Here is a 25,434-nt window from a genome sequence, read left to right on the forward strand (position 1 = left end):
CATCTAGTTCATGTTAATCTTATAGTGACAAGTATGCGATAGAAATAACGCTTTTTCAACATTCCATAACTCAATCTTAACTTACGCTTCTATTGCTTTCCGTTTCGCTTGTGTTTCTCCTGTAGTCGCCCTACAATGAGATATATTTACATCATCGGCAGGGGGAATAGCAGTGTGAAATATAAGTACAGAACATTCCTGAACATGGTGGCAATTATTCTATTAATGCTTGCGGCAGTACTAATAATGTATACCTTTTCTGTCCAATCTAGCCTGGATACGGTTCAAAAAGATATTGAAGCCAACAACCTAAACCGGGTTCAATTTGTAGTTAATACACTTGACCAGAACATAGATAGGTTAGATATGCTTGCGATTACAATGGAAACGGATAATACCATTGCTCTCCTTCGATCCATAGACGTTATGAGTTCATATGAGCAGGTTCAGCTCATTCAGAACGTTGCGGCCAGAGTGAATCTTCAAAGTCTTTCAGAAGGATGGAATAACAAAATATCTATCTATTCAGTCCTTCTAGATCAATGGATTGTATCGTCGGAAATTCATATGCAGCCTCCTGATTCTTATTCACTACAGCCCGGATGGAAATATGATCCTGTCACAAAAAAATTTTATAAATACAAGACTAATGCTGAGCAGATTATGCGACTTGAATTTCCACGCAGAAATTTAGAAGAAATTGTTAAAAACTCGCATCAGGGAGAGAATGAGGCCGTATTCTATCATCCGAATCAGGAATCCATTACTCGCAAAGACGCGAATCCATTGACATCTCTCATTCTTGAACAGGTCATCCCTAATCTTAAGCCTGATTCGGGTACCGAGACAGTCTCCGTTAACGGTTCTGACTATATCGTCAACTATGTGTATTCCCAGCAGCTTGAATGGTATCTTATTGACTTTATGCCTCTAGATAAGGCGTTGAAACCGATTAAAACCAGCCAAATCTGGTTCTACTCCGCCTGTGTTATGCTATTTATGGCAGGGTCAACGATTATCGTTGTCCTCTTTCGCAAAGTTCAGATTCCTATACTGGTGCTTCTGAAGGGGGTTCGACTACTGAAGCATACAGACTTCTCTTATCGCATTCAAAGACAGAGTGGAAACGAATTCGATTATTTGTACGGACAGTTCAATGACATGGCCGAACAAATCGAAGACTTGATTGAAAAAGTATACAAGGAGCAGATCGTAGCACGAGAGGCTGTGCTTAAGCAGTTGCAAGCTCAAATAAATCCGCATTTCCTTTATAATTGCCTGTTTTTTATCAATAATATGACACGACTGGGCAACGAGGAAGCAGTCACAGCCATGACCCAGAATCTTGCGGAATATTTCAGATATACGACACGGCTGGATGAACCGATGACCCGCTTGGAAAAAGAATTGGGGATTGTCCGCAATTACCTTGAAATTCAATGTCTGCGTATGGATCGACTCTCCTATCATATCGAGCTTCCAGCTGATCTCAGTTCTGTTCAGGTTCCCAAGCTGCTCATCCAGCCTCTCGTGGAAAACAGCATTATCCACGGTATTGAAAAGAAGCGTGATTCAGGTTATATACATGTTAAGGTAGAACGGACTGAACAAGATATCTGTCTTACTGTTGAAGATGACGGGAAGGGCATGACACCGGACGAGATCAACTCCCTTATGATTCGACTAGCCGAACCTCCCGTTGACACCGTAGGCTGCGCCCTGTGGAACATCTCTGAACGTCTGCGTATTCATGACTCTGAAAACTCAGGTATCCAATTTGATCAGAGTCCACTCGGCGGTATGAGGGTAAGGATACACTGGTCCCTTCCAACAAATGATCGAGAACATCAATATTAAAGTCTATACAAAATGCCACGTACATCACTTGAATGTTGATGTACGTGGCATTATTGATAATTGACAGAAAAGTGTCATGTTTGTTAGCATAGTCTGAGTTAAATCCAACAAGGAGGTTTTTCCAATAGAACCCCGTCAAAGGCTTGAGCACGAGCGCAGCGATCTAAAGTTGAAGCGGCGCACAAGTATTATTGAAGCAGCGCAAATTGTTTTTTCCAATAAAGGTTTCGAACAAGCCACGATGCAGGAGGTCGCCGCTGAGGCGAGCTTGGGTGTAGCTACCATATTCCGTTATTTCCCCAAAAAGGAACAATTAATCGTTGCGGTAGCTTCCGATATTGTTCAATCTGAGATCGAAGTGTTCATGGACATTATACAAGGTCAAGGAACCTGTTATGACAAGCTGAATAGAATCTTTGATACACTCATTTTCTTCCAACAGGCGGAACATCAACGTAGCTCAAAATTAATCGAGGCATTCGAATGTTACGTCTCTATGTCGAAACTCCCTTTGGAGGATATGGAAATCTATCAGGCCAATTATAACAAGCTTATTACCCTGTTTTCCGAACTTGCAGAACTTGGTGAACAGGACGGATCCTTACGGGCGGATAGTAATACTCGTGAAACCATTATTACCATGATGAGTGTTTTTGGAAATTTTTCCAAGAAGATGGCAATGTTGAACGGTATTGATGCATTCCAGACTCAAGTGAATGAATTGCAGCAGTTCACCATCCTAAAAAAACTATTCCTTGATCATTTGAGAGCCTGAACTAAAGGTTCCGACTTCAGGATAAAACTGATTGCCAGACTATGAGGACCACTGTGAGAGCATATGGAGCAGCCTCCTTCGATAATGTGTACAGTGCGAATGGAGGTCTCCTCCAGGATAAAGTTACGCATCCACTCTGCCGTTTCCTCCTCCAGCGTGTGCGCAATAATAATCTGGTCATGATCAATGCGATGAATATGGCTCAAGATGTCTTGCAAAAGTTTCTTTACAATTCTCTCCTTGCTTCCTCTGTATTTCACTCCGGAGAGTACCCTTCCATGTCTAACATATAAAATGGGACGAATTCGGAGCATGCTTCCTAGCATATGTTGAAGATTGCTAACCCTTCCTCCTTTATGAAGATAATTCAAATTATCAACGAGCACATTTAAATGGATTTCATGCCTCGCTGTCTCAAGCCATTCGGCGATCGCAAGGGCACTTTTTCCTTCTGAAGCCATTTCCGCTGCTAAAAGTACATTCATGGCCGTCCCGGCGGAAACATTCAGCGAATCTACAATCGTTATCCGCCCCACGGGGAACTCTCTTGCCGCTGCCAGGGCGTTTTGATACGTCGATGATAGTTGAGAGGACATACTGATATACAGTACATCCTCTCCGTCCTCGATGACCGGACGGAACACTTGAATGAAATCAGCGGGCGGGGGTGCAGCAGTCTTTGGCAAATGGCCGTATATCTCAACCAAGTTGTACATGTCTTGTATATTGATTTCTTTTTGATCAAGATAGGACTTGTCCTGAAAAACAATATATAAAGGTACAATTCCGATATTGTATTTGTCAATCCAATCCTGTGGGACATCTGAGGTGCTATCAGCAAAAATGCGCACTTTTGACATGCGGTCTTTCCCCCTAACCTGATTTCTCTTTACTCATCAAAGATGAACTTTCCGATTCTTCTTTTTCTTCGTTATTTGTAATCGAGGTGTTGACAGAATGAGTATCTTTCATGCCTACCAGTGCGTTAATGACGGTAATACCTGCAAATACGACTGAAATTCCTGCTGTCGCATTGGCTCGAGCAATAGAAGTATCAACCCTCCTGCGATCACCATTTTCCTTTTTCTTACCGACCACTCACCGAGTCAAAATAATAATTTTGCCATATTTTTTTGACGTCTCCCTTCGTTGCTACCTATCTGGGCCATCTTGATGCAGGACAACCTCATGTATTCATCATATCTAAAAGTGAACAAGAAAAAACGTACATAAGGGCATGCCCCTTGATGTACGTTTGGGAAGGACTAAAGGGCGGTTTCAGAAAACGCTGCCCCTTGATTTGGAAATCAGTGTTTTTATAAACAGTCCTTTTATAAATGTAATATGCCTCTTTCCACTGAGACGGCGACGGCTTCTGAACGGGAATCTACTCCCAGTTTGTTATATATATTGGTCAACTGAGCCTTAACGGTTCGTTCCGCAATTCCCATATCAAAAGCTATCTCTTTACTACGAAGTCCTCGGGCCACTGCCTGAAGAATGATTAATTCTTTCTCAGTCAAGGATAGTGAATTTTTCGGCCTTGCTTCAACCACTGGCTTTTCCCGATAAGCAAATACCCTGGCTGTTATTTCGGGCTGCAGCAGTGTCTCTCCGCGAAGAGCGGACTCTAATGTGCGGAATAGATTTTCCCTGCTCGTATCCTTAAGTAAATATCCTTTGGCTCCCAGTCCCAGCCCATTGATCATAAGCTCGTCTTCATTGTATGTGGTCAGAATAATAACGGGAATCTGAATCTGTTTTTCGTTCATTATTTTCAATGTATCCAGTCCACTCAATCCTCCGGGCATATTCAGATCCATCAAAATGACATCTGGCTTCAGCTCTTCCATCTGTTCCAGGGCAGCGTTGCCTTCTTCAGCTTCTCCGACAACATGGTAATTGTCATCGGTCCCTAGAATCATTTTCATCCCCTCACGTACAACCCAATGATCATCTACAATCAGAACTTTATGCTTCATTTTATTTCCTCCCATACTATACTGGTACAGATAGCTCTATTGTAGTACCTTCACTGTTGCTCTCAATATGAATTTGCCCACCTATAAGCCGAGCCCGTTCATGAATGCCGATCAGACCGTAATGTCCTGTCTCCTTTCCGATTTTTCCAATGTTAAAGCCTCTCCCATTATCCTTAATAACCATATGAAATTGTTGCTGATTATCCCAAACATTTATGGATATATGGTTGGCCTGGGCATGACGTGCTACGTTGGTCAGTGTTTCACTCAAAATATGCAATATATGCTCCATTTTGGCTCCAGACAGAACAGATTTTATTTCAAACTCCAACTTGACATTAACCCCTGTCGCTAGCCTGAAACGTTGCAGCTGATCTTGAATCGCTTCGTTAAAGTTGACGGCAGGTGTGGCTCTAGTTCTTAGATCGTCAATCGCTTTTCTCGCATCACCCAATGTCTGTCTCGCCTGAGCCATGGATGACAGAACAATCTCATGAGCTTTTTCGATGTTCCCTCGGTTAAGGTATGCGTTTACCGCCTCCAGTTGCATGATGAGTCCAGCTTGTCCCTGAGCCAATGTATCATGCAGATCCCTCGCCATTCGTTGACGCTCGTTGGCCAGCGTCAGTTCTTCTACCTTCTGGTGGGTCAGTTCCAGATCACGTAGAAATGTCTGTGTACGAACTCTTGCGTTAACCTGACGGTAGTAAAGTAGCGCATAAGCCATAACAAGGATAATTATGAGCATAATCAACGGGATGAAAAATATAAGTTCATCTACACCCTTTGTCCACAAGGTGACGAGACAAAAAAAGATATATAGAACAAAAGCTACAAAAACCACTTTTCTAGTTTCAAAAAAAATCGCTACAGTTTGTCCTATTAAAACTGGGATCAGGCCAATTAGTATGACCGGAAGTCCATCGGGCATCATGATCGAACTTCCAAAAATAAGGCTTCCCTGGATAATCAGATACAGTGATCTGGAGCGGTTGATAACATCGTTTACACGCCAGTATAGATACATGTGAATAACCATAATCATTATAAAAAACAAGGTGGGCACCAATAGGGGAACAGACATGGTTTGTAACCCGACTGTGACGATGGTCATCAGTATGATCCAAATGATAATGGGAAGACGTGAGGAAGTGATCTTGTCATAATCCTCATCCATACTTGATTGAAGGAAGCGGGGGTGGTTAGACATATTTTTCATGGAATCACCTCTCATCCAATCATTATATTACGATTGCTCGTAGGTTATATGTACTTTAGTGCATGCCCTTTCGTACATCGATAGCTTGCTGTGTAATATATAGTATAAGAAAATCGTCCATAAGTCATTCTTATGGACGATTTCACTTTGTCTACTGCTTTTTAGTTCATCTACTTCCACTACGCTCTTAACAGAGTCTATGTTGTAACCCGAGGCAGGTTTCCTCATGAAACAGCAAACAGCTCCTTGTAAGGTCCCTCCGCGCGTGTAAGATTTAATATATAGATTTACCTCGTGCGGAATTCTTGTGGAGTACACCCATAGTGCTTTTTGAAAATTTTAATAAAATGTGGAGGGGCCAAAAATCCCAGTTCCTTGCTTACATCTGCAATTTTTAAGTCTGTGTTCATCAGAAGATATGAAGCTCGCTTCATGCGTAAACGATACAAATAATCGCCTATGGTTTCTCCGGTTACCGTTTTGTAAACCTTGGAAAGATAAACAGGATGCAGACCAACATGGTCTGCAATCATCTGTAGTGAAATTCCCTCTGCCAGGTGATCCTGGATGTAGGTCCTGACATTTGAAGTGATTTGCTCATGTGCATTCTTCAATTGATGAGTGGCTTTTTTTTGACGCAGAGTAATCATTTTCTCTGCCCATTTATATATTCGTTGGCTAGATAACTGGCTTTTCTTTCTTATTAGAAAATCAAATTCTTGGCCAAGTAACTCCTCAATTGTGGTTTCCTGGGGCTTAAATGATATGGTAAATGTAGAAGAAAGATACAGTAGAACCGTAAACAACTGATCATTAGAAAGTTCTTTCTTGATATCATTCAAAAATAATATTCTGGCAATTTTGCTGATCGCTTCGTCCCAGTTCCCCGACTCCAATAGATTGGGTAACAAAGGTGGTTCATACAGATTAATCAAATTTTGTTGTTCATGAGATTCTGCATCCTTTTTGTCTAAAGTAATGAAATAGCTTTTGTTTTCGCCAACATTGCGGTTGATGGCAGATACGGAGGCCATATACAAGTCTGATAATTGGTCAGGAAAAGTATGTTCTTTACTCAAGCATATCGATACAGCCCCTTTCAGGAACTTTTGTACATTATTTTGCAGTCTGACCGCGAAGGAGTCTACTGAATCAAGTGCGTTACGGTCATTATTTTTTATCAGGAACACGAGATAACCCTGATCCGTAATACAGTGCCATAGTTTAAAAGGAATCTTAAATACCTCTTCCGTTATATTGGTTACGGCGTACTCTAACAGCGATAAAGATCGGAGATCATAACCCGAAAATTCTTCTTCCATTCGGATGACCATCATCTTAAACGGATCTGACGACCTAAATGGTAGCTTGAGCATACCCAGTCGCTCTGCAAGAATGTGATTGCTCATGGCTTTGTTCTGAATAAGATCATTGAGAAACTGGTTCCGAAGCAGCGGTAAATTGGCGTGAAGTACATGCTGTATTTGTTGAAAAGAGCTAACTTTCTCCCATTCATTCTCAATATCTTGAATCGCAGCCGTGACGGAATTAATCAATTCACCGGTATCGATCGGCTTGAGAAGATAATTGGTTGCCTGATATTGGATCGCTTTTTGTGCATATTCAAATTCATCGTGACCCGATAATATAATACAACGTATTTTATGAGAAAACCGTCTAATCTCCAAAATCAGCTCGAGACCATCCATCTCAGGCATACGAATATCAGTAATCATAATATCGATAGCATGTCTGGATGCAATATCCAAAGCTTCAGAGGCCGAGTATGCTCTGTGTACTTCCTGGATACCGTGTTCTTCCCAGGGGATGGTCAGCGCAAGACTATCAACTACCGATTTCTCGTCATCAACTATTAATAAATCATACATGGCTAGTTCCCCCCGTAGCAAAGTTGACTGTACCACTATTGTAGATTGGAGGTGGACACATTTCAATGGATGACCACCCCAATCACCTCCGATCTTAAGATTACGATACTTATCTTAAGATATCCTTATCATTCAGATTACGTTATGCAATCTTAAGAAAGAGTTATTTCAATCATTTTGTCCTCAACGTAGTGAATGATAAATCAAATCAGTATAGACGATATTCTTAATACCTTAGAAAGACCAGCCTATTGGCTGGCCTTAAACGGACAAACGGACGATTAAACCCTCGTAAAATCAACGCGATCTCAAGAAAATTCTCACTTGTATAATGGATATTCGATCATACAAGCATTTCGATAAGCGTTTCCAGTCTTTGATAAGAAACAGAATCAGAACTAGGCTTTAGGGTCTCTTCTTTTCTCCAAATCATTTAAGATCTGGACATATTGTTTGTCCAGCGAAAAGTTAAATAGAAGAATAACTATGAGTATATATACAATAATCGGAATGTAAATCTCAAAACCAATTATCATCTGGATGGCTGACTGACCTTGTTCATCAGCGCCTTCTTTATAGTTTCCCCATGCCAACATCCAGCCGATGAAGGCGGTTCCGAGCGCCGTACCAATCTTTTGGGCAAAGCTGTTGATGCTATTGGTAAGGCCAACAATACGTTGTCCGTACTTCCATTCTCCGTATTCAATGGTGTCTGTTAACAGTGGCATAAGTACAATCATTAGAGGAACGATACCAAAGGATTGCAGAATCGATCCAACCAGCCCCAGGGGTACGCTTTCTACATCCAGCAGGCGAAGCAGTGCCCCTCCCGTCCCAATAATAAGCCCTACAATCGCAGTATTTCGCTTGCCAATTCGTTTAATAACCGGACCTGAGCACAGGAATATCACAACAACTGGAATGAACCCGATTGCCCCCATTACGCCCACGAGATTCACGTCACCCCAGACATATTTGGCATAATACATTCCTGATGTTGTAGATAAGGCAAACAACACGTTGCCCAACAAGCCTACAGTTACGATAATGATCCAATATTTATTCGTCGAGAGAAGCCTTAAAGCAGTCATAAACGAGTACGATTTTTTAAGTTCACCCAGCTCTTTTAACTGAGTTGTATTGTATTTTTCCTTGGTTGATCTGAATGCGATGTATATGCCTAAGGCTGCAATCAGTCCATATATGGAGGCCAGAAGCGTCCATTGAAGCCGTCCTCCCCCCATGGCGTTTACAACCGGAATAAAACCAACCGCAACAGCCATCCCAGCCAAATAGCCTAAAGCAGCCCGGTAAAGCCCCATCAATGACCGATCTTGTTGACTGCGAGTGGTTAAAGCCATAAGGCTGTTGTAAGGAATGGACGTCGGGGTATACACACATACAAAAAAGAGCAGATTCGTTACTACTGCATAAGCTATTTTGGCTCCAGAGCTCAAATCAGGCACACTGAAGAGAAGAATTATGGAAGCTAACATTGGTAAAGTCATCCAAAGCAGCCAAGGCTTCGCTTGGCCATGCTTGGAATTGGTTCGATCCACTAAAACGCCCATCCCAACGTCCGCAAAGGCATCCAATATTTTGGTCAGCATCAAAATTGTTCCGACAACAGCTGCTGAAACACCTACAACATCTGTATAATAGTACATCATAATACCTACCAGGCCCGTGCTAATGTTTAAACCAAACTGTCCCATTGCGTCTCCTACCAGACTGCGGTTCGTTCGTTCTCTCGCCATTTCTATTCCCCCTATAATTCTGACTGATTGCATATGATAAGTGTAAAACTAGAGCGACCGTGCCGATATAACGCGTTGCGAACTTTGAGTAACGCAATATAAAGATTTAGCGAAAAGGCCGCTTTCGCTGGTAAATTAAAATAAAAAGAAGACACAGTCTTAATTCCCTGTGTCTTCCATTTCAATAACTTTTCCTTGGTGATGTCATCAATATTCATAATAAATCTCAAGTACAGGTATGGGGGGCGAAAGCGAAACAGGGAAATAGTCTAGTACCGCCGTCACATCCAAGCGCGGTAGCCTTAGGACGAGGTTTTTCAGTATCGTAGAAGAGATGGCATTGCGAGTTGTTGATCTGGTTTTCCTTCTTGTTCTTTTATTTCTTTTGTGACATCTCCATTATTAGCAAAACGTCTTAACGCTGGATAGAGGAGACTTCTCATCCATCTATGTTCCATTGAAGCATCAATCCTGACTCGACTCGTTTCGGTTCTAAATCAAGAGATGAAGAATTCACAAAAAAAATAAAAAGGAATTATTTGAAATAATACATAATTATGTGATATATTCAAACTCAGCGATAGTATAACTTTCAAGTAGATATTATTTATATCAAACTCAAAGGTGGTGTTGAACAGGTGAATTCCCAAGAAAATAAAATCGTTATTCATGAGATATCAAAATTACAAACCCCCGAAGAGTTATGGAATCCCTATGATTGGTATCAAGATATGCTCGTCAATAACCCCGTTTATTATGATGAGCAGCAAAAAGTCTGGAATGTATTTCGTTATGATGATGTTAACCTCGTACTTAGTGATTTCAAGATTTTCTCGAGTAGACGCAAACGTGGTGTGTCTCCTGTTCCCCCTGTCATTACGCGTGTAGATATTAATTCTACCGATCCGCCTATTCAACGTGATATACGTAAGCTAGTATCCAGTGCATTTACGCCACGAAGTCTTAAAGAGTGGGAGCCACGAATTACAACCATCGCTAAAGAATTAATGAAAGATATACAAAAGAAGAACAAACCCGATATTGTAGAAGATCTTGCCGTTCCTCTTCCTATTACAGTGATTTCTGATTTATTGGGTACACCAAGACAGGACCTTCATTATATCAAAGAGTGGTCCGATATTTTGTTTCTTCCCAATTCAGGGGTTAATATATCAGAACAGGCTGAAAGAAAATACCGAGCTATGTCTGATTTCAACGAATATTTGCTTCCTATTGTCCAGTATAAACGCCAGAAACCTGGAGAGGACATCATATCTGATCTAACTGTTGCAGAATATGAGGGGCAACGCCTGACAGATGAGGAAGTGATAACTTTCAGTCTGGGGCTGCTGGCAGCTGGAAATGAAACAACAACCAATTTGCTCGCAAATATGTTCTACACTTTTCTACACGATCAAAAAGGAATTTATCAGGAAATTCGCTCTAATCATAACCTTATCCCAAATACAATTGAAGAAACTTTGCGCTATCGTTTTCCCATCACGTTAGATCGTGTATTGACTATGGATTATAACTTGTTTGGTGTTCCTATGAAAAAAGGTGACGTCATAGTTACTTGGCTCGGAGCAGCTAATAATGATGCCGGACAGTTTCCGGATCCGCACAAGTTTGATATCCACCGGGCGAATAATAACAAGCATCTCAGCTTTGGCAAAGGTCCTCATTTTTGTCTTGGAGCCCCTTTGGCACGTCTTGAAGCTCAGATAGCGTTGGAGTGTTTCGTTAACACCTTTAACGAAATTTATGCGATTGAAGTATTCGATCCCGCTCTGCATATTCACAAGGGTACGCAAAATTTGAGCACTCTGCCTGTTGGATTGAAAATGGGTCATAACAGTCCCACTTAATACTCCTTGCAGCAAGAAGCTGCACGAGCTTTCCCCGTTAGAATTCGCCTTTTATAAAGCATATTTGACGGGACTTTCCGGACTCCGTTGGTCTATTCGGCATATGTAAAATTTCACCCATATTAGTACGTGTTTCTTCGTAAACATCTAAAAGGCTGTTTCAACTGTCATTTTCATGACTTTTGAAACAGCCTCTGTTACCCTCTATCAAAACTTCCGCACTTCCAAAATTTCTACAGGAACGACTGGAGAAAGTGATTAATGCTGAATAAACAGAATAGGATTGCCTTGTTCTACAGAACCCGTATCTTTCAGAACTTCAATCGTATCAAATTCGCTGGTATTGGTTACAACAATTGGTGTAACCACCGTATAACCCGACGCTTTAATAGCTTCAATGTCAAATTCAAGCAACAATTCACCTTGGGAAACTCTGGCGTTTTCCTGAATTCTTGAAGTGAAATGCTGGCCTTTCAGTTTAACAGTATTCAGCCCGATGTGAATCAATAATTCAGCACCCGTATTGGTAGTAATCACTAGCGCATGCAGAGTAGGAAACACACGACTTACAATTCCATCTACCGGGGAGTACAGTTTCCCTTCACCGGGTTTGATTGCAATACCTTCACCCATAGCTTCGGTAGAAAATACTTCATCCGGTACATCGGTTAGTGGAACAATTTTTCCAGCAAGCGGACTTACCACCAGTTCTTCAGACAAAGCTGGTTCGGAAAGCGTTCCTGTAACAATTTCCGTATGTTGACTTAAATGTTCAGATTCCGTTGATCCTACGTTGTTGACTGTATCTGTTGCAATTGTCGCTTTCTTGTTCTCATAGCCGAATAGCATAACCAACACAGTGGCCAGTACAATCGTAATAACAAATGAAATGAGGACTGGAACGAGCGGCGAAAACGCAGACACAGAGAATATATTGGTAAGCACAAATCCGTACATACGTGCACCGAAGAATCCGTTAATAGCGCCGCCTACTGCTCCTGCGATAATGACGATAGGAATCGTACGTTTATAACGAAGGATAATGCCATATACGATCGGCTCAGTCACTCCTGCCAGTATACCTGACAAGGTTCCAGGGCCTGCGACTTGTTTAAGATCACGGTTTTTAGTTTTGAAGTATACGCCCAATGCTACGCCGATTTGCGCCATGTTAGCAGCAGCAGTCATGGCCAGAATGCTATCATAACCGCTTGCAGCAAAGTTAGCCATAACAATTGGAAACAGGCCCCAGTGAAGTCCAAGTACAACCATGAAAGTAAAACCTGCACCAATGACAGCTCCACTCAAAATCCCGCTTGTATCCATGAGCATACTAATAACGGAAGCAATACCATTCCCTACGTAAACACCGAATGGTCCAAAAACCAAAGCTGTTACGGGAACAATGATTGTAATGGAGAGCATAGGAACCAAAAACAGTCGTACCGTCTGAGGTGTAATTTTCTTTAACCAGCGTTCAAAGACCGAGAAAACAAAAATGGAAATAAACACCGGAAAAATCTGTGAAGCGTAGTCTACTAATATTACTGGAATTCCCAGAAAGTCAATACTCTCGTTTTTTGGCATCAACGAAGTAAAGTTAGGTTCCATCAAAGCCGCTGCTATGATAGCAGCCACATAGGGGTTGGCTTTGAGTTTCATCGCTAGTGTCACAGCAACTAGTATTGGCAAGAAATAGAAGACCGCATTCGAGGCTGCACTCCATATTGCATATGCACCATCCTCGGCAGTAACCCAACCAAGTGAACTTAGTATAATCAAAAGCGCTTTCAACATTCCTGATCCTACAATTGCAGGTAACAAAGGGGTAAATGTTCCTGAAATAATATTAAAAAGTTTGTCCAGTGGTTTAGACTTCTCGGCACTGGATAATTCCTCGTTGGAAGGACCAAATGTATTGGAAGACATTATCACGTTATAAACATTATCTACATTGCTGCCAATTACAACCTGAAACTCTCCCCCGCTCTCAACAACGGTCATAACACCATTCATTTTTTTGAGTTCATCTTTTTGGGCAATTTTTGTATCTTTCAATCGAAATCGCAAACGTGTGGCACAATGTGTGAGACTGTCTACGTTTTCTTTCCCGCCGACTTTGAGTATGATCATGCTAGCCAAATCTTTGTTGTTCATCTTAACTCGCTCCCTCGATTATATCTTACGATAGGGAGCGTACTCTCATAGGGCACGCTCCAAATGAATTAATAATTGTACAAAGAGACTTTGAGTGCCTGAGGCTCACTCCCAAGTGAAACGCGATATTCGTCTCCATTGAGCCTTCTTCCAGGAATCCACATCCCATCCCGGAAGGAGCCCTCATCAATGGAGAGAAAATCTGTACGCACACCCGCAGGATCAAGAGATATAAATTCCACCGAGAAGCTGTGACCCACAATGATAAATTCGAAATCAGAAACGGCGATGATTAATCCACCTGCCGGAGCATCCTCACTGTGTATACGATTTTTGAACCGGATAGGCAATCGGTATGCACCTAATCTGATTGCAGAAGGATAAGCCTTATCTTGAAGAACACCACGCATTTTTCCTGTGCCAGCGTATTTGGAAATAAGCGGAGTCATATGGTGAATTAACTCAAAGCTTTTAGATAACAACGGGCCTATGCCGACGCTATCCATTACCATAAAGTGGGTTGGTGGCAAAAAACCTGCGCCAAATGGATCAATACCATTATCCATCGTCTCTATACCAAATGGGGTATAGCCTAAAGCGTTATGTTCCCCTACCGCATAAAACACATTTGCAGCCGTAACCTTGTCTCGACGAGTTTCCGGAATGAAAAGCGCATTATCCGGTCGTGCATATACCTCACAAACTTCAGCAAACTCATTGAGGTAGATATCTGGTGCAATGATATCAATATGCGGCCCGCCTGCCTTCCAGATATCTATCATATCCTGAATCGGTCCACCACTCGGATATTGACCTGGCTCCTGTTCTTCATATTGTTTCAACCACACATTAACGAACATCGGTAGATTATATTCAGCCTTCCCGGCTGCTGTCACCTGATCAAGGAAGCGTGCCATATGCCAAGATGTAAAGATAACTCCAGCAGATTTTCCGAAATGTTCCTTCCAACTGGAAGAGACCGTTAATTCCGCATTCCATTGTTTTTTTAGTTCAGGACTCAGTTGATTTGAATGTTGCTTAAGATATTCGATTAACTCATCTGGAACATCGTGCTCAAATAAAGCATTGGCATGTGGCGAGTAATCCCGGTCTGTACCTAGAAAGCCCACTTCATTTTCGACTTGCATCATTATAACCGTACGATCAGTATGATCTACATCTGCGATATGTTTCATTAATGCCCTGAAAGCATTACTATCAGACTGTAACGCCTCATTGGAATGGCAGGAAACGATCGGCAATTTCCCTCCACCTGACGACTGAACTCTGGGAAATCGAGTCTGATCACGCTTCACCCATCCCGGTACGTAGGTTGAATGGGAATTTTTCCACATTCCAAACCAGATCAGAACGAGCTTCAGGTTGTGTCTTCTGGCTCCTTCGATCAGCCCGTCTACCAGTGTAAAGTCGAACTGGCCCTCAATGGGTTCAATTAACTCCCAACTCACCGGAACCACGGCTGTGTTGCAGTTGAAATATACCAACCGCTCCCAGACATGCTCATCCATGTATTTGAGACTTGAAGAACTTGAATTGTGAACCTCACCGGCCAGGGAAATAAATGGCTTTCCATCTACCATCAACTTGAAAGCGCGTTCTTTTTTTTCAAGATATGGGATATTATTTTTATTAGATGTTGTCATCTGACTGTCTCCTTCGTGTTAGGATAATAATAATTTGCTAAACTAATAATATATTTCAATAATAAATCCTACGTAATACATAGTAAATAATATATGTTTGCTTTATAATATATAAAAAAATTGCTAATGGGGTGTAGATATTGAGAAGAAACATCATTATTCCGCCGCCTACTTTTAAGCATCATATTCTCTACCCGGTAGGTATCGGTCACTATTACGATTTTGTAAATCATCATGAGAACCGTGCCAGTAGTATTTTAACAGAATATAATCTTCATCTTGTACTTGGGGGGAAGGGTTATATTATTCATGAGGGCGAAAAAATCGAAATGAACGGAGGGTGCGGATTTTTGTATACCCGAGGGGCCAAGCAGCACTATGGAACTGATCAAGACGACCCCTGGGAAGTATGTTTCATCCATTTCACAGCCATAACTCCTTTATTTTCCATTTGGAAACTGGATTTGTCAGAAAACTGGTTTTTTCGATTTACGGGTATACGACAGGTCCAACAGATCTTCTCAAGTATGTTTGAGTTAACCGATACCTTTAAAATGGGAAATGAGCCTCATCTAGCCGCTTTGGTTTATGAACTGTTGCTTTTATTGATTCAAAATTCCGAACCTCTCAAAAAAACTAATACATTAGATCAGATGGGAATGATTCGTCAAATCGCAGACAGCATTCATGATAAGCCTGAATTCATGTGGACTACAGCATACTTGGCTGAAATGTCGGGTTACAGCTTGTATCACTTCATTCGAATCTTCCACAAAATAATGGGAATTAAACCCAATGAGTATGTTAAGGAATGTCGAATTGCTGCTGCCAAAAACCTGCTAATTTCTAGCGAAATGACTGTTTATGAGGTGGCTGAGCAAACCGGGTTCTCGCAGACCAGTTATTTTATCAAAGTGTTTAAAGAACACACCGGTTTATCTCCAAAGGTTTTTCGAGAAATGTACAGGCTAGCATAATTTGCTTCAAAGACAGTTCCTAAGTCAACTTGCTGAAGTCGTAGTATCATTTTGCAAAAGCTCGCTGGGGTACCTTTCTCCTGCCACCTGACGCTGGCAGAAAGCGGGTATTTTGGATGAAGTGTTAAAGCATAGTTTCCCTAGATCCTGACGAGGAAAGCGTGATGATCGACGCCACGATTGTGCGAGTTCACCAGCATGGATCAGGCGCAAAAGGGGCAAAGCAAACAAGCGATCGGATGTTCCCGAGGTGGATTAAGCACAAAAATTCATGCGGTAGTTGACGCGTTACGGAATCCACTGCGCTTCGACTTGACCGGAGGTGAAGCACATGACTCCGTCCAAGGTTTCAACATCCTTAAAAGTATGAAACTGACCCGGAAGCAAGTCCTAGCCGACCGAGCCTATGATACGAATGCCATTCGGGCCTTTTTGAAGGAATAACAGGCCATACCGGTGATTCCCGGTAAGAAAATTGCCGAAAGACCCTAAAATTCGGGATGTCTACAAAGAGCGCCATTTGGTGGAATGCTTCTTTAATAAAGTAAAGAATTATCGTCGTTTGGCGACTCGTTATGATAAATTAGCGTTTACGTTCAAGTCTTTTTTAGCCTTGGCATTCATTATGGTGTGGCTTGCTTGAGTTTGAAGACACGCCCTTAACGAAAATTCATCAAGAATCACATTCAGATACACTATCCTTGTTACCACGGTATTTCACGCCGGATACGACTCTTCCATGTGTTACTTCCAGCGGATACATTCAATTAATCTACCACTGTAACCCGACCAGCTTTACTATTGCTCTCAATATGAATTTGTTCGCCAATCATGCGGGCACGTCCCTATGTTCTCTAATCTTAATATTGACATGGTCTGCTTCTACGTGACGAGCAACATTCATCAGGGATTCACTCAGAATGTGGAGAATATGTCCCAACTTAAAACTTTTATCCTGCGACATAATTTACGTTATGAACGTTGTCTACTCTTCCCCGAGCAACAATAACGTAACCTGGATGCTCTGCTGCACAAACAAGCGCTCCGGCCCTGATTTCATCATCACAGTCAAGCCAATCATTGAAACAACCAAAGCGTGCGCAACCGCACTCGCGTTCAGGTCAAAAGACAACTCCCCGCTCTGTTGCCCTCGTTCTATCGTTTCTTTGAAAAGAACACCCAGGTACATCTGATGCTCCCGTGTAAGAACAGCGAATTTGGGATCATGTGGAGCCAGCTCAACCATCGTATTAATGCAAAAACAGCCGTGACTAGGCTCGTTTATACCTCCCTCTGCTCCTATATGTTCAAACAATCCACGAAAGGCTTCCCGCACAGAGGAACCCTGTTGAAGTCTGGCTCTGACTTGAGCCGCATGCTGAGTGGTATACCTGCGAAGTGCTGTTTCAAATAATTCCTTTTTATCGCCAAAAGCCGCGTACAGACTGGGACGTTGAATACCCATTGCGGTCGTCAAATCACTCAAAGATGTCGCTTCGAATCCCTTGTCCCAAAACGTATGCATAGCTGCATCAAGTGCTTTATCCGTATCAAATTCCCTTTGTCTAACCATACAATTCACCTCTTTATGTATCGATCAGTATGTTTATATATTTTAACCTCATAACAATGAATAAGTCAAAGATCACTCACTTAAAATTATTAAAATTAAAAAAAACTCATCTGTAAAGCGTTTTTAACCAAATTGAAACTCCCACCCAATTCTCTGTTGACAGAATTCACGCAAATAAAGTATGGTTATCTCGAAACATAACATACCGATCAGTACATAACAGAAAGGTGACAACTACTCATGCAAACTTCTTCTCCAGATGCACAATTATCCAATAAGGATCGTCCTGCCATGTCACCGTTAGTTGCTCTTCTCTTTGCCGTGTGCAGCGGACTTGCGGTCGCCAATATCTATTATGCTCAGCCTTTGCTGGACTCCATTGCTCATGAGTTTGGCCTCTCTCCATCATCCATAGGGATTGTCATCACAGTGACTCAAATATGTTATGCCTTGGGGCTGTTCCTTCTCGTTCCGCTTGGTGACCTCTTAAATCGCCGCAAGCTGATCATCATTCAAATGCTCTTATCCGTGCTTGCACTGGTTCTCGTAGGAACCGCACAATCCAGCTCACTTTTATTCGCGGGCATGGCTGTCGTTGGTTTATTAGCCGTCATTACGCAAACGCTCGTTGCCTTTGCTGCACACTTGGCAGCCCCTTCCGAACGTGGTCGCATTGTCGGTCAGGTAACCAGCGGAATCGTCATTGGCATTTTACTTGCACGAACGGTTGCAGGTACGCTGAACGATTGGCTCGGGTGGAGATCGGTATATCTCTTCTCTGCCAGCCTTACATTACTCGGAATTGTCGCCTTATTTTTTATTCTCCCAAGGCAGCAATCCCCACAAGTGAAACAAAATTATATCCAATTACTCGGTTCCGTCTTGCAACTGTACCGTGAGTTGCGTGTGTTACGAGTACGAGGTGTGCTGGCCATGCTGATTTTTACAGCCTTCAGCATCTTGTGGACTTCCATGGTTCTGCCACTAAGTAGCCCTCCACTGTCCCTGTCTCATACGGTCATAGGTGCATTTGGTCTGGCTGGAGCGGCTGGAGCACTGGCTGCCGCCCGTGCAGGTAAACTCGCCGATCGGGGCCTTGGGCAGAAAACAACCGGTGTCGCCCTTGTCATTCTGCTCTTGTCCTGGCTGCCCATCGGTTATGTCCATCATTCCCTCTGGTTCCTGATCCTGGGTGTTATCCTGCTCGATCTCGCCGTGCAGGCCGTACATGTTACCAACCAGAGCCTGATCTACGAAGTTCGCCCCGAAGCACAGAGCCGCCTGACGGCAGCTTATATGATCTTTTATTCCATCGGCAGTGCAACCGGCTCCATCGTTTCTACCCAAGTGTATGCATGGGCGGGCTGGACAGCCGTTTGCTGGTTAGGTGCTGGCGTTAGTGCATCAGCCCTTGTGTTTTGGATGATCGATCGTTATATGCATCGGAATCTCGATCGTTGAATTAGTCCAGTTTATTCCACACTACAATAAAGAGGGTTGCCAACGGACCAAATAACAGGGAAATCAGAAACCAGTTCCGACCACTTCTGTTTTTTCCCTGAGCCAGTCCGGCATTAATCAAGGCAAGTGTGCCCCAACCTACAAAATATTCATTATCCATCAAACGTCTTCTCTACTCTATCCCTTCAATTCTGGCTACTGCTCAAGCATATCTTTGAGCTTACGATTACGATCCTCTAGAAATGCCTGCATGTATCTCTTCAGCACAAGTCGCTCCGTTGCCCATCCCAGCAATCCAAGTGGAGCTTCGAATCGAAGTGTGTCTCTCATGCAAGTCATCTGATCCCCAATTACGCTGAAATGATGTTCATGTCGCATGCTCTTGAAAGCCCCTTTCTCCATCTGATCCACAAAGAGGAAAGGTCGTTCAAACTGCACAATTCGGGACTTCAGCTTCTGTCTGACCCCAAAATGAGTAGCCTGAAATGTAACTGTATCCCCTGCTCCAATTCTTCCTGTGGTTACTCCTGCGACTGCTCGCTCTCTCGTATGTTGCCAGACGGTCTGAGTATGTATATCAATATCCCGGGCATAGTCAAAGCATCGTTCAATCGAGGCATGTATCGTAATCTCGGTTGTCACTTCAATCATGGCGATCGCTCCTTGGCAGGAAAAATAAGGTCTTTGCAAAGTATACGCTTGCTTCCTTGGTCGAACAACACATCTAGGATGATATAACAAAAAACGGGTCCCCTGTCTTCGTACAGGAGGCCCGTCCTCAATATAAGTAAGGAACACAGATCATATTTAGATTAAATAAGCAATTCATCAATGGCAAGCGTACGCTCTTTAGAGAGATCGCGATATTCTTCAGACTCCACTTTGATGAGCGGTTTGAAAATATCAGATGTATTGTTCATAACAATAACACCTTTTTCTCCATTGCTGAGCAGTACCTGTTTCCCGATGAAATTAGGAAGCAAATGTTGCATCAATGCCTGAACCGGTTTTTCATTCAATTTACCAAATCCCATTCCATAGATATCTCTAAGGTTGTTGATCAGGTTTGGATTGCTTCCTCCGTGATTCCCTGATCTCATGCCGATATAGATATCCGCTACAGATACAATCTGTGTATATGGATGAATTTCACTTTTCTCAAGTTGCATCGGATAACCCGACCCATCTTCCCGTTCGTGATGCTGCAGAGCGACCAGTGCTGTCGCTTCATCCGTCATCGAGTTTTTGATAATTTCATGGCCATATATGGTGTGACGCTGCATCTCAAGCTGCTCATCAGCCGTCAACGGTTCTGTTTTGTTCCGAATCCGGTGGGATACTTTGCACTTTCCGATGTCATGCAGATAACCACCGCGACTAATCTGATAACTCTCCTTCTGAGAATATCCAAGCCAGTTCGCAAGGTAGAAGGACAATAATCCTACCTGGATTGAATGTGTATAGTTATTGACGTCATCCCGCTCCAGCATCATCAGGAGATGAACGACATCTTTCTGCTCATCCAGTCCCTCAACCATCGGTTGCAGTGCATCATCCACCATGGTGGCGTTGAACTTGCCAACGGTTAGAGCTTCGAGAAAAGCATTTTGATAATTATGTACAGTCTGAATAAACTGAGACTTCATCTCTTCTTCAGGCGCTTCTTCCTTCGTGCTTGTACTTAACCCGGAAGCGTGCTTGGCGGCTGCAGCAAAAAATTCTGCTTCAGTGATTTCCTCTTCGCGTGATTCAATATCTACATAATCTACACGGTGCTGCATAAGCAAGGTGATATCCTCACCTTTGATCACAGTTCCCTTCCCGAGAACATGTAATCCTGCATCGCTGAATGTATCCGCAGTTAGACGGTCTCCGTCTTGCAGGTTCATAATATGGATTCTCAAATCGGTATTCCCCCTGAACAATTCATTATAGTAACAGCACCCAACGGAACGGGGCCACAAAAATACCTATACTTCTTTATATCGTTATAATTCTTCATTTCATACATAGTTCAAACGACCTTAATCACAATGGTAAATACGAACACCTAAGACTTTATCCTCACTCCAATATCCAAATTAGTCCCGGTTTTAAACTTTTACACACTTTTGTGCCTCATTTCCGCATCAGAGTATGCCAAAGAAGTTCAAACGCTCCGTTTGAACTTCTTCAAGACATCTCAAATTAGATTTTGATCGAACCCAGACTAGCACCTTTAACAAATAAACGTTCAATGCTCTTCTCCACCGAAGGATCGGGAATCAGTGGCGGTGCCTGGTGAGGTTTGGTACGTGCATCAATGATCACCTGATCACAGCCCCAATGCTTGTGGTCATATCCGCTATTAACCCCGTACATGTCATGTGAAGGGTTGCTGCGAGTAAAGGTTGCCCATAAGAAGTTGCTGAGGTTAGCACTCAGGAAAGAACTGTCGTCACATAGAATGATCATCGGACACGAGTCCAGACCTCCCTGTTCTTTCAATAGAGACGTGAATGCTTGCATCTCCTGTGCTGTATCTGCATAACTCGTGAAGGTCGATGTCTGGATCGAAACGATACCCGGCATGATGAGCTGCGGATTCTCATAACCACGAATGTTTTTCAAAGACTCCGGAACTTCCGTGCACAACTCTCGAACCTTGTCGCCATATGCTGCAAAAACAACTTTGCTGCCACTGTTCAATCCTGTACCCGAATAATCGAGTGTATCAATCGTTGTATGGGTATGGAAATGAATATCCCGCTGCATATCCATACGCTCCAAGATATAGGTCAGGAATTCAACTTCCTTATGGGTGTCCAGAGGCTGCTGATCCTCAGCAGTAATAAACAGGTACTTCGCCAGACTGAGCTGACCCGTACCCAAAATACGATTGGCAATCGTAAGCAACTCTGTCGGCTGCTTCACCGCCTGATACGGCGTGTAACGTTCACTGCCGATTGCAAACAGTAATGGATGGACCCCTGCCGCATCAACCGCATGTACTTCTTTGACACCTGGAATCTCCTGTTTGATCGCATCTCCAGTAATCTCATGAATCAAATCGCCAAAAGCCGTATCCTCTTGCGGCGGACGACCAACAACCGTAAACGGCCAGATAGCATTAGGTTTGGCATAGACTTTATGCACACGCATTAGCGGGAATTCATGTGTCAGACTGTAATAACCCAGATGATCCCCGAACGGACCTTCGGGTTTTGTCTCTCCTGGGTAGATATCACCCGTGATGACAAAATCAGCATCATTGCTGATGCAATATCCGTCCTTGTAGCTGTACCGGAAGCGACGTCCAGCGAGCAGGCCGGCAAATGTCATCTCACTTAGTCCTTCAGGCAACGGCATAACCGCTGAAAGTGTATGTGCAGGTGGACCGCCAATGAAAATACTCACTTTCAGTGGTTCTCCCTTTTTGACCGCTTTGGCTTGATGTATACCAATTCCGCGATGAATCTGATAGTGTAGCCCTATTTCCTTGTTCATTTCAAAATCATTGCCATCCAGTTGAACCCGGTACATCCCCAAGTTCGAATTCATGATTCCTGGTTTGTCCGGATCTTCCGAATAAACCTGTGGTAGCGTCACAAATGCCCCGCCGTCCATAGGCCAGTGTTTGATGAGCGGCAGATCCGAGATTTGAATCTCTTGCGCGGACACCGGCAGGCTAATAGACTTCTGTTTTGGCAGTGCCTGCCATGCAGCTAGACCTGTACGGACATGCTGGAATGGCGTCTTAAGCGCCTTCATGGGATCATCACGAACTGCCATGACCCGTTGTACGCCTTCGAGTGTACCGCGGAACATGAACTTACTTCGTTCCACCGTGCCGAAGAGATTCGATACGGCCTGGAACTTCGAGCCTTTTACATTTTCGAATAACAATGCCGGGCCTTTAGCCTCGTGCACTTTCATATGGATGGCTGCCATTTCCAGATGAGGATCAACCTCTTCTTTGACCCGAATCAAATGACCGTGCTGCTCCAGATCGTTAATACAATCTTCCATATTGCGATAGTTCATTGAATGGCTCCATTCTGTGTATGATAAATTGATTAAGTTCATAGATTCACATAACGTCTCTTCTATTTTATCAAATGATTCACTGCTAAACAAAACTATATATGAAATTTTGTCGAGTATCCTAATATCAAAAAAAGCAATATGAAGCAATCTGAATCCTGAGCGCACAGGAATTGATTGTTTTCCATATTGCTGCTTTCTTTTCTGGCTTGCTTAAGATGTACTAACCGATCTGGGAATCGTGACAATAAACTGCGTGCCTTTTCCCACTTCGCTCTCGACATCAATTGTACATTGATGCAATTTCAAAATTTTAATCACAATGGACAAACCCAATCCATTCCCTCGAAGCGAGCTGCTTCGCGCTTTGTCCACCATGTAGAATCGATCAAAGATATACGGGAGAGCTTCCTCAGGTATTCCTTGTCCAGAATCTCTAATCCATACCTTCACAAATGAAGATGACGTCTCAATTTCGACATGAATGGTACCTTGTGGACCGGTGTATTTGATCGCATTGTTTATTAAATTTTGCCAGACCTGATCAAACAAATCTTTGTCCACAGTGATCTCGCAGGGCAACAAGTCCAATTCGATCTGTATATCCTTCTGTGACCACTGCGGCTCCGCCAGTAAGATCGCCCTTCTTAATTGTTCATCCAACTGGAATGTGGTGAAATGAACCGGATGATGCTCCGAGTCCAGCGAGGCTAGCCGAAGCAGATTATCACTGAGCCTTGATAAGCGCAGCGTTTCCTCATAGATAATATCCAAATGTTCTTTCTGCTCTTCTAATGGAATAACACCATCTTGTAGTGCTCTGGTGAATCCTCTTATCGATGTGAGCGGAGACTGCATTTCATGAGAGACGTTGCTGACAAAGTCATCACGAACCGAATCAATTTTCTGCAACTCCCTGGCCATATGATTAAAGCTCTCCATCAGTTCCCCAAACTCATCCTGATTATTATGCTTCAACCGAACCGACAGGTCACCCGATGACATCTCCTTCGCAGCGACCGTTAACCTCTTAATCGGTTTCACAATGTACCCGGACATGAACAGGATTAGTAGGCTACCAATGACCAGTACCGTTAATAGGGAGGTTAAGAGCGTGTTTCGCAGTGTGTGAAAAAGAGAGGAGAAATCACTTTGAATCAGAAATGTGCCGATCCCCTCGTTTGTGCCAGGAACACCTATGGTCGCAATTCCATCTTTACTGGACATAAACATTGCATCGGTTGTCCCCGCCTCAAATAACGAATGAACTTTATCCTCTGGCAAGGAAGACAACACTTCACTTTGTTGATTCACGGGAGTAATATTCAAGCCGTAGCGGGCAAAGATACCCAAGCTAGATTTCACTTTTTCCGGATCATCAATCAGGTTAATCATTGTAGCGATGTCTTCAGCAAAGGTAACCATAAAACGATTCGGAGTCTTTTCGTGGGACCCGTTATTGATCATAAAGGAGAGAATTAAACTCACCAGAACAATCCCGATAAACGTAGCTACAATTCGAAGTCGCAGGCTCTTCCTCAGCATCTTCATGTCCGCTCCAGCCGATATCCAAGTCCTCTTATCGTTGAGATCACCAGTTCAGGTACAGGTTCAAGCCGTTCCCTTAACCGCTTGATATGCACGTCCACCGTACGCTCATCGCCTTCATAATCGATGCCCCATATGTCATCTATAAGCTGTGTACGTGTGAATATTTTCCCTGGCGAACTCGCCAAAGAAAATAACAATTCACATTCCTTCTTTTTCAATTCGATAGTTTGTCCATCCGCAATGACCATCAGGTTGCCCAAATCAATCGTAACACCGCTGATCTGAATCAGGTTTGATGAACTTTTGTTATATCGTTTCAGTAACGATTTCACACGCAGGATTAACTCCACAGGATCAAAAGGTTTAACCAGGTAATCGTCTGACCCGGCATTAAATCCTCTGACTTTGTCCTTGGATTCTCCCTTGGCGGTGACCATCAGGATTGGAATATCCAGATAAGACCGAATATCTTCCGTTAATTCAATACCGTCTATTCGAGGCATCATCACATCCACAATCGCCAGGTCAACTTTCGTATGAGAAAGAATATCTAACGCCTCTTGACCGTCTGCTGCTTCCAGTACGGAAAATTGATTCTTTTCAAGATAGATTCGGATTAATTTGCGGATATGGGAATCGTCGTCCACCACCAGAATCGTGTTCATGTAACCATACCCTTTC

At 43.0% G+C, this 25,434-nt stretch carries 22 protein-coding genes; 7 read left to right on the forward strand and 15 right to left on the reverse strand.

What is annotated here, in order from left to right:
- The first annotated feature begins 174 nt into the window (after positions 1–174).
- Together FE296_RS30565 and FE296_RS30570 are read left to right on the forward strand one after the other, a co-directional pair.
- Positions 175–1,857 carry a sensor histidine kinase gene (locus FE296_RS30565; RefSeq protein WP_190945654.1) on the forward strand — a complete coding sequence of 561 codons (1,683 nt, stop codon included), beginning with the start codon at positions 175–177 and terminating at the stop codon, positions 1,855–1,857.
- A 169-nt stretch (positions 1,858–2,026) separates the two neighbouring features.
- Positions 2,027–2,632 (forward strand): TetR/AcrR family transcriptional regulator, encoded by a 606-nt coding sequence (locus tag FE296_RS30570; protein ID WP_190945656.1) that lies wholly within the window; start codon positions 2,027–2,029, stop codon positions 2,630–2,632.
- Here the strand turns inward: FE296_RS30570 and FE296_RS30575 are convergent.
- The 6 genes from FE296_RS30575 to FE296_RS30600 form a co-directional block, all read right to left on the reverse strand.
- Positions 2,617–3,492: a DegV family protein gene (locus FE296_RS30575; protein ID WP_150367491.1), complete on the reverse strand. Its 876-nt coding sequence runs from the start codon at positions 3,490–3,492 to the stop codon at positions 2,617–2,619. The two genes, FE296_RS30570 and FE296_RS30575, sit on opposite strands and share 16 nt — an antisense overlap.
- A 13-nt stretch (positions 3,493–3,505) precedes the next feature.
- Positions 3,506–3,730, reverse strand: a complete 225-nt coding sequence (locus tag FE296_RS30580; RefSeq protein ID WP_150367492.1) for a hypothetical protein — start codon at positions 3,728–3,730, stop codon at positions 3,506–3,508.
- Between the two features lie 233 nt (positions 3,731–3,963).
- Positions 3,964–4,614, reverse strand: coding sequence for a response regulator (locus tag FE296_RS30585; RefSeq protein ID WP_150367493.1), 651 nt, complete (start codon positions 4,612–4,614; stop codon positions 3,964–3,966).
- Positions 4,615–4,630: 16 nt separating this feature from the next.
- Positions 4,631–5,362, reverse strand: coding sequence for a sensor histidine kinase (locus FE296_RS33660; RefSeq protein ID WP_223869103.1), 732 nt, complete (start codon positions 5,360–5,362; stop codon positions 4,631–4,633).
- Positions 5,363–6,120: 758 nt separating this feature from the next.
- Positions 6,121–7,722 (reverse strand): response regulator transcription factor, encoded by a 1,602-nt coding sequence (locus FE296_RS30595; RefSeq protein WP_150367495.1) that lies wholly within the window; start codon positions 7,720–7,722, stop codon positions 6,121–6,123.
- A gap of 398 nt (positions 7,723–8,120) precedes the next feature.
- Positions 8,121–9,479: an MFS transporter gene (locus FE296_RS30600; RefSeq protein WP_190945658.1), complete on the reverse strand. Its 1,359-nt coding sequence runs from the start codon at positions 9,477–9,479 to the stop codon at positions 8,121–8,123.
- A gap of 638 nt (positions 9,480–10,117) precedes the next feature.
- Here FE296_RS30600 and FE296_RS30605 point away from each other — a divergent pair.
- A complete protein-coding gene (locus FE296_RS30605) occupies positions 10,118–11,347 on the forward strand; it encodes a cytochrome P450 (RefSeq protein ID WP_150367497.1) in 1,230 nt (409 codons plus the stop codon).
- A gap of 258 nt (positions 11,348–11,605) precedes the next feature.
- Here the strand turns inward: FE296_RS30605 and FE296_RS30610 are convergent, their stop codons facing one another.
- Positions 11,606–13,504 carry a beta-glucoside-specific PTS transporter subunit IIABC gene (locus FE296_RS30610; RefSeq protein WP_150367498.1) on the reverse strand — a complete coding sequence of 633 codons (1,899 nt, stop codon included), beginning with the start codon at positions 13,502–13,504 and terminating at the stop codon, positions 11,606–11,608.
- 68 nt (positions 13,505–13,572) lie between these two features.
- Positions 13,573–15,168 (reverse strand): GH35 family beta-galactosidase, encoded by a 1,596-nt coding sequence (locus FE296_RS30615; protein WP_150367499.1) that lies wholly within the window; start codon positions 15,166–15,168, stop codon positions 13,573–13,575.
- Positions 15,169–15,308: 140 nt separating this feature from the next.
- Between FE296_RS30615 and FE296_RS30620 the strand changes: the two genes are divergently transcribed.
- From FE296_RS30620 to FE296_RS34160, 3 genes are all read left to right on the forward strand, one after another.
- The gene (locus FE296_RS30620; protein ID WP_150367500.1) at positions 15,309–16,145 is read left to right on the forward strand and encodes a helix-turn-helix transcriptional regulator; all 837 of its coding nucleotides are present in this window, start codon (positions 15,309–15,311) and stop codon (positions 16,143–16,145) included.
- A gap of 198 nt (positions 16,146–16,343) precedes the next feature.
- Positions 16,344–16,589: a transposase gene (locus FE296_RS30630; RefSeq protein ID WP_150367501.1), complete on the forward strand. Its 246-nt coding sequence runs from the start codon at positions 16,344–16,346 to the stop codon at positions 16,587–16,589.
- A 31-nt stretch (positions 16,590–16,620) separates the two neighbouring features.
- Positions 16,621–16,788 carry a transposase gene (locus FE296_RS34160; RefSeq protein WP_150367502.1) on the forward strand — a complete coding sequence of 56 codons (168 nt, stop codon included), beginning with the start codon at positions 16,621–16,623 and terminating at the stop codon, positions 16,786–16,788.
- A 342-nt stretch (positions 16,789–17,130) separates the two neighbouring features.
- On the opposite strand, the gene FE296_RS30640 is transcribed toward FE296_RS34160, so the two are convergent.
- On the reverse strand, positions 17,131–17,718 hold the full coding sequence (locus tag FE296_RS30640) for a TetR/AcrR family transcriptional regulator (RefSeq protein WP_150367503.1): 588 nt from the start codon (positions 17,716–17,718) through the stop codon (positions 17,131–17,133).
- A 240-nt stretch (positions 17,719–17,958) separates the two neighbouring features.
- On the opposite strand from FE296_RS30640, the gene FE296_RS30645 reads away from it, so the two are divergent.
- Positions 17,959–19,179 carry an MFS transporter gene (locus FE296_RS30645; protein WP_150367504.1) on the forward strand — a complete coding sequence of 407 codons (1,221 nt, stop codon included), beginning with the start codon at positions 17,959–17,961 and terminating at the stop codon, positions 19,177–19,179.
- A 1-nt stretch (position 19,180) separates the two neighbouring features.
- Here FE296_RS30645 and FE296_RS33080 read toward each other — a convergent pair whose 3' ends face one another.
- The 6 genes from FE296_RS33080 to FE296_RS30670 form a co-directional block, all read right to left on the reverse strand.
- A complete protein-coding gene (locus FE296_RS33080) occupies positions 19,181–19,339 on the reverse strand; it encodes a hypothetical protein (protein WP_017688805.1) in 159 nt (52 codons plus the stop codon).
- Positions 19,340–19,374: 35 nt separating this feature from the next.
- On the reverse strand, positions 19,375–19,830 hold the full coding sequence (locus tag FE296_RS30650; RefSeq protein WP_150367505.1) for an SRPBCC family protein: 456 nt from the start codon (positions 19,828–19,830) through the stop codon (positions 19,375–19,377).
- 161 nt (positions 19,831–19,991) lie between these two features.
- Complete coding sequence (locus tag FE296_RS30655) at positions 19,992–21,083, reverse strand: HD-GYP domain-containing protein (protein ID WP_124114347.1); 1,092 nt, start codon at positions 21,081–21,083, stop codon at positions 19,992–19,994.
- 283 nt (positions 21,084–21,366) lie between these two features.
- Positions 21,367–23,202: a UbiD family decarboxylase gene (locus FE296_RS30660; RefSeq protein WP_150367506.1), complete on the reverse strand. Its 1,836-nt coding sequence runs from the start codon at positions 23,200–23,202 to the stop codon at positions 21,367–21,369.
- Between the two features lie 213 nt (positions 23,203–23,415).
- Entirely contained in the window at positions 23,416–24,753 is a 1,338-nt protein-coding gene (locus FE296_RS30665) for a sensor histidine kinase (protein WP_124114343.1), read from the reverse strand.
- Positions 24,750–25,418, reverse strand: a complete 669-nt coding sequence (locus FE296_RS30670; protein WP_124114341.1) for a response regulator transcription factor — start codon at positions 25,416–25,418, stop codon at positions 24,750–24,752. Before FE296_RS30670 ends, FE296_RS30665 begins: the two co-directional genes overlap by 4 nt.
- Positions 25,419–25,434: the final 16 nt, after the last annotated feature.

Origin of the sequence: Paenibacillus sp. UASWS1643 (genome assembly GCF_008693195.1) — a bacterium.
Taxonomy (GTDB): domain Bacteria; phylum Bacillota; class Bacilli; order Paenibacillales; family Paenibacillaceae; genus Paenibacillus; species Paenibacillus amylolyticus_B.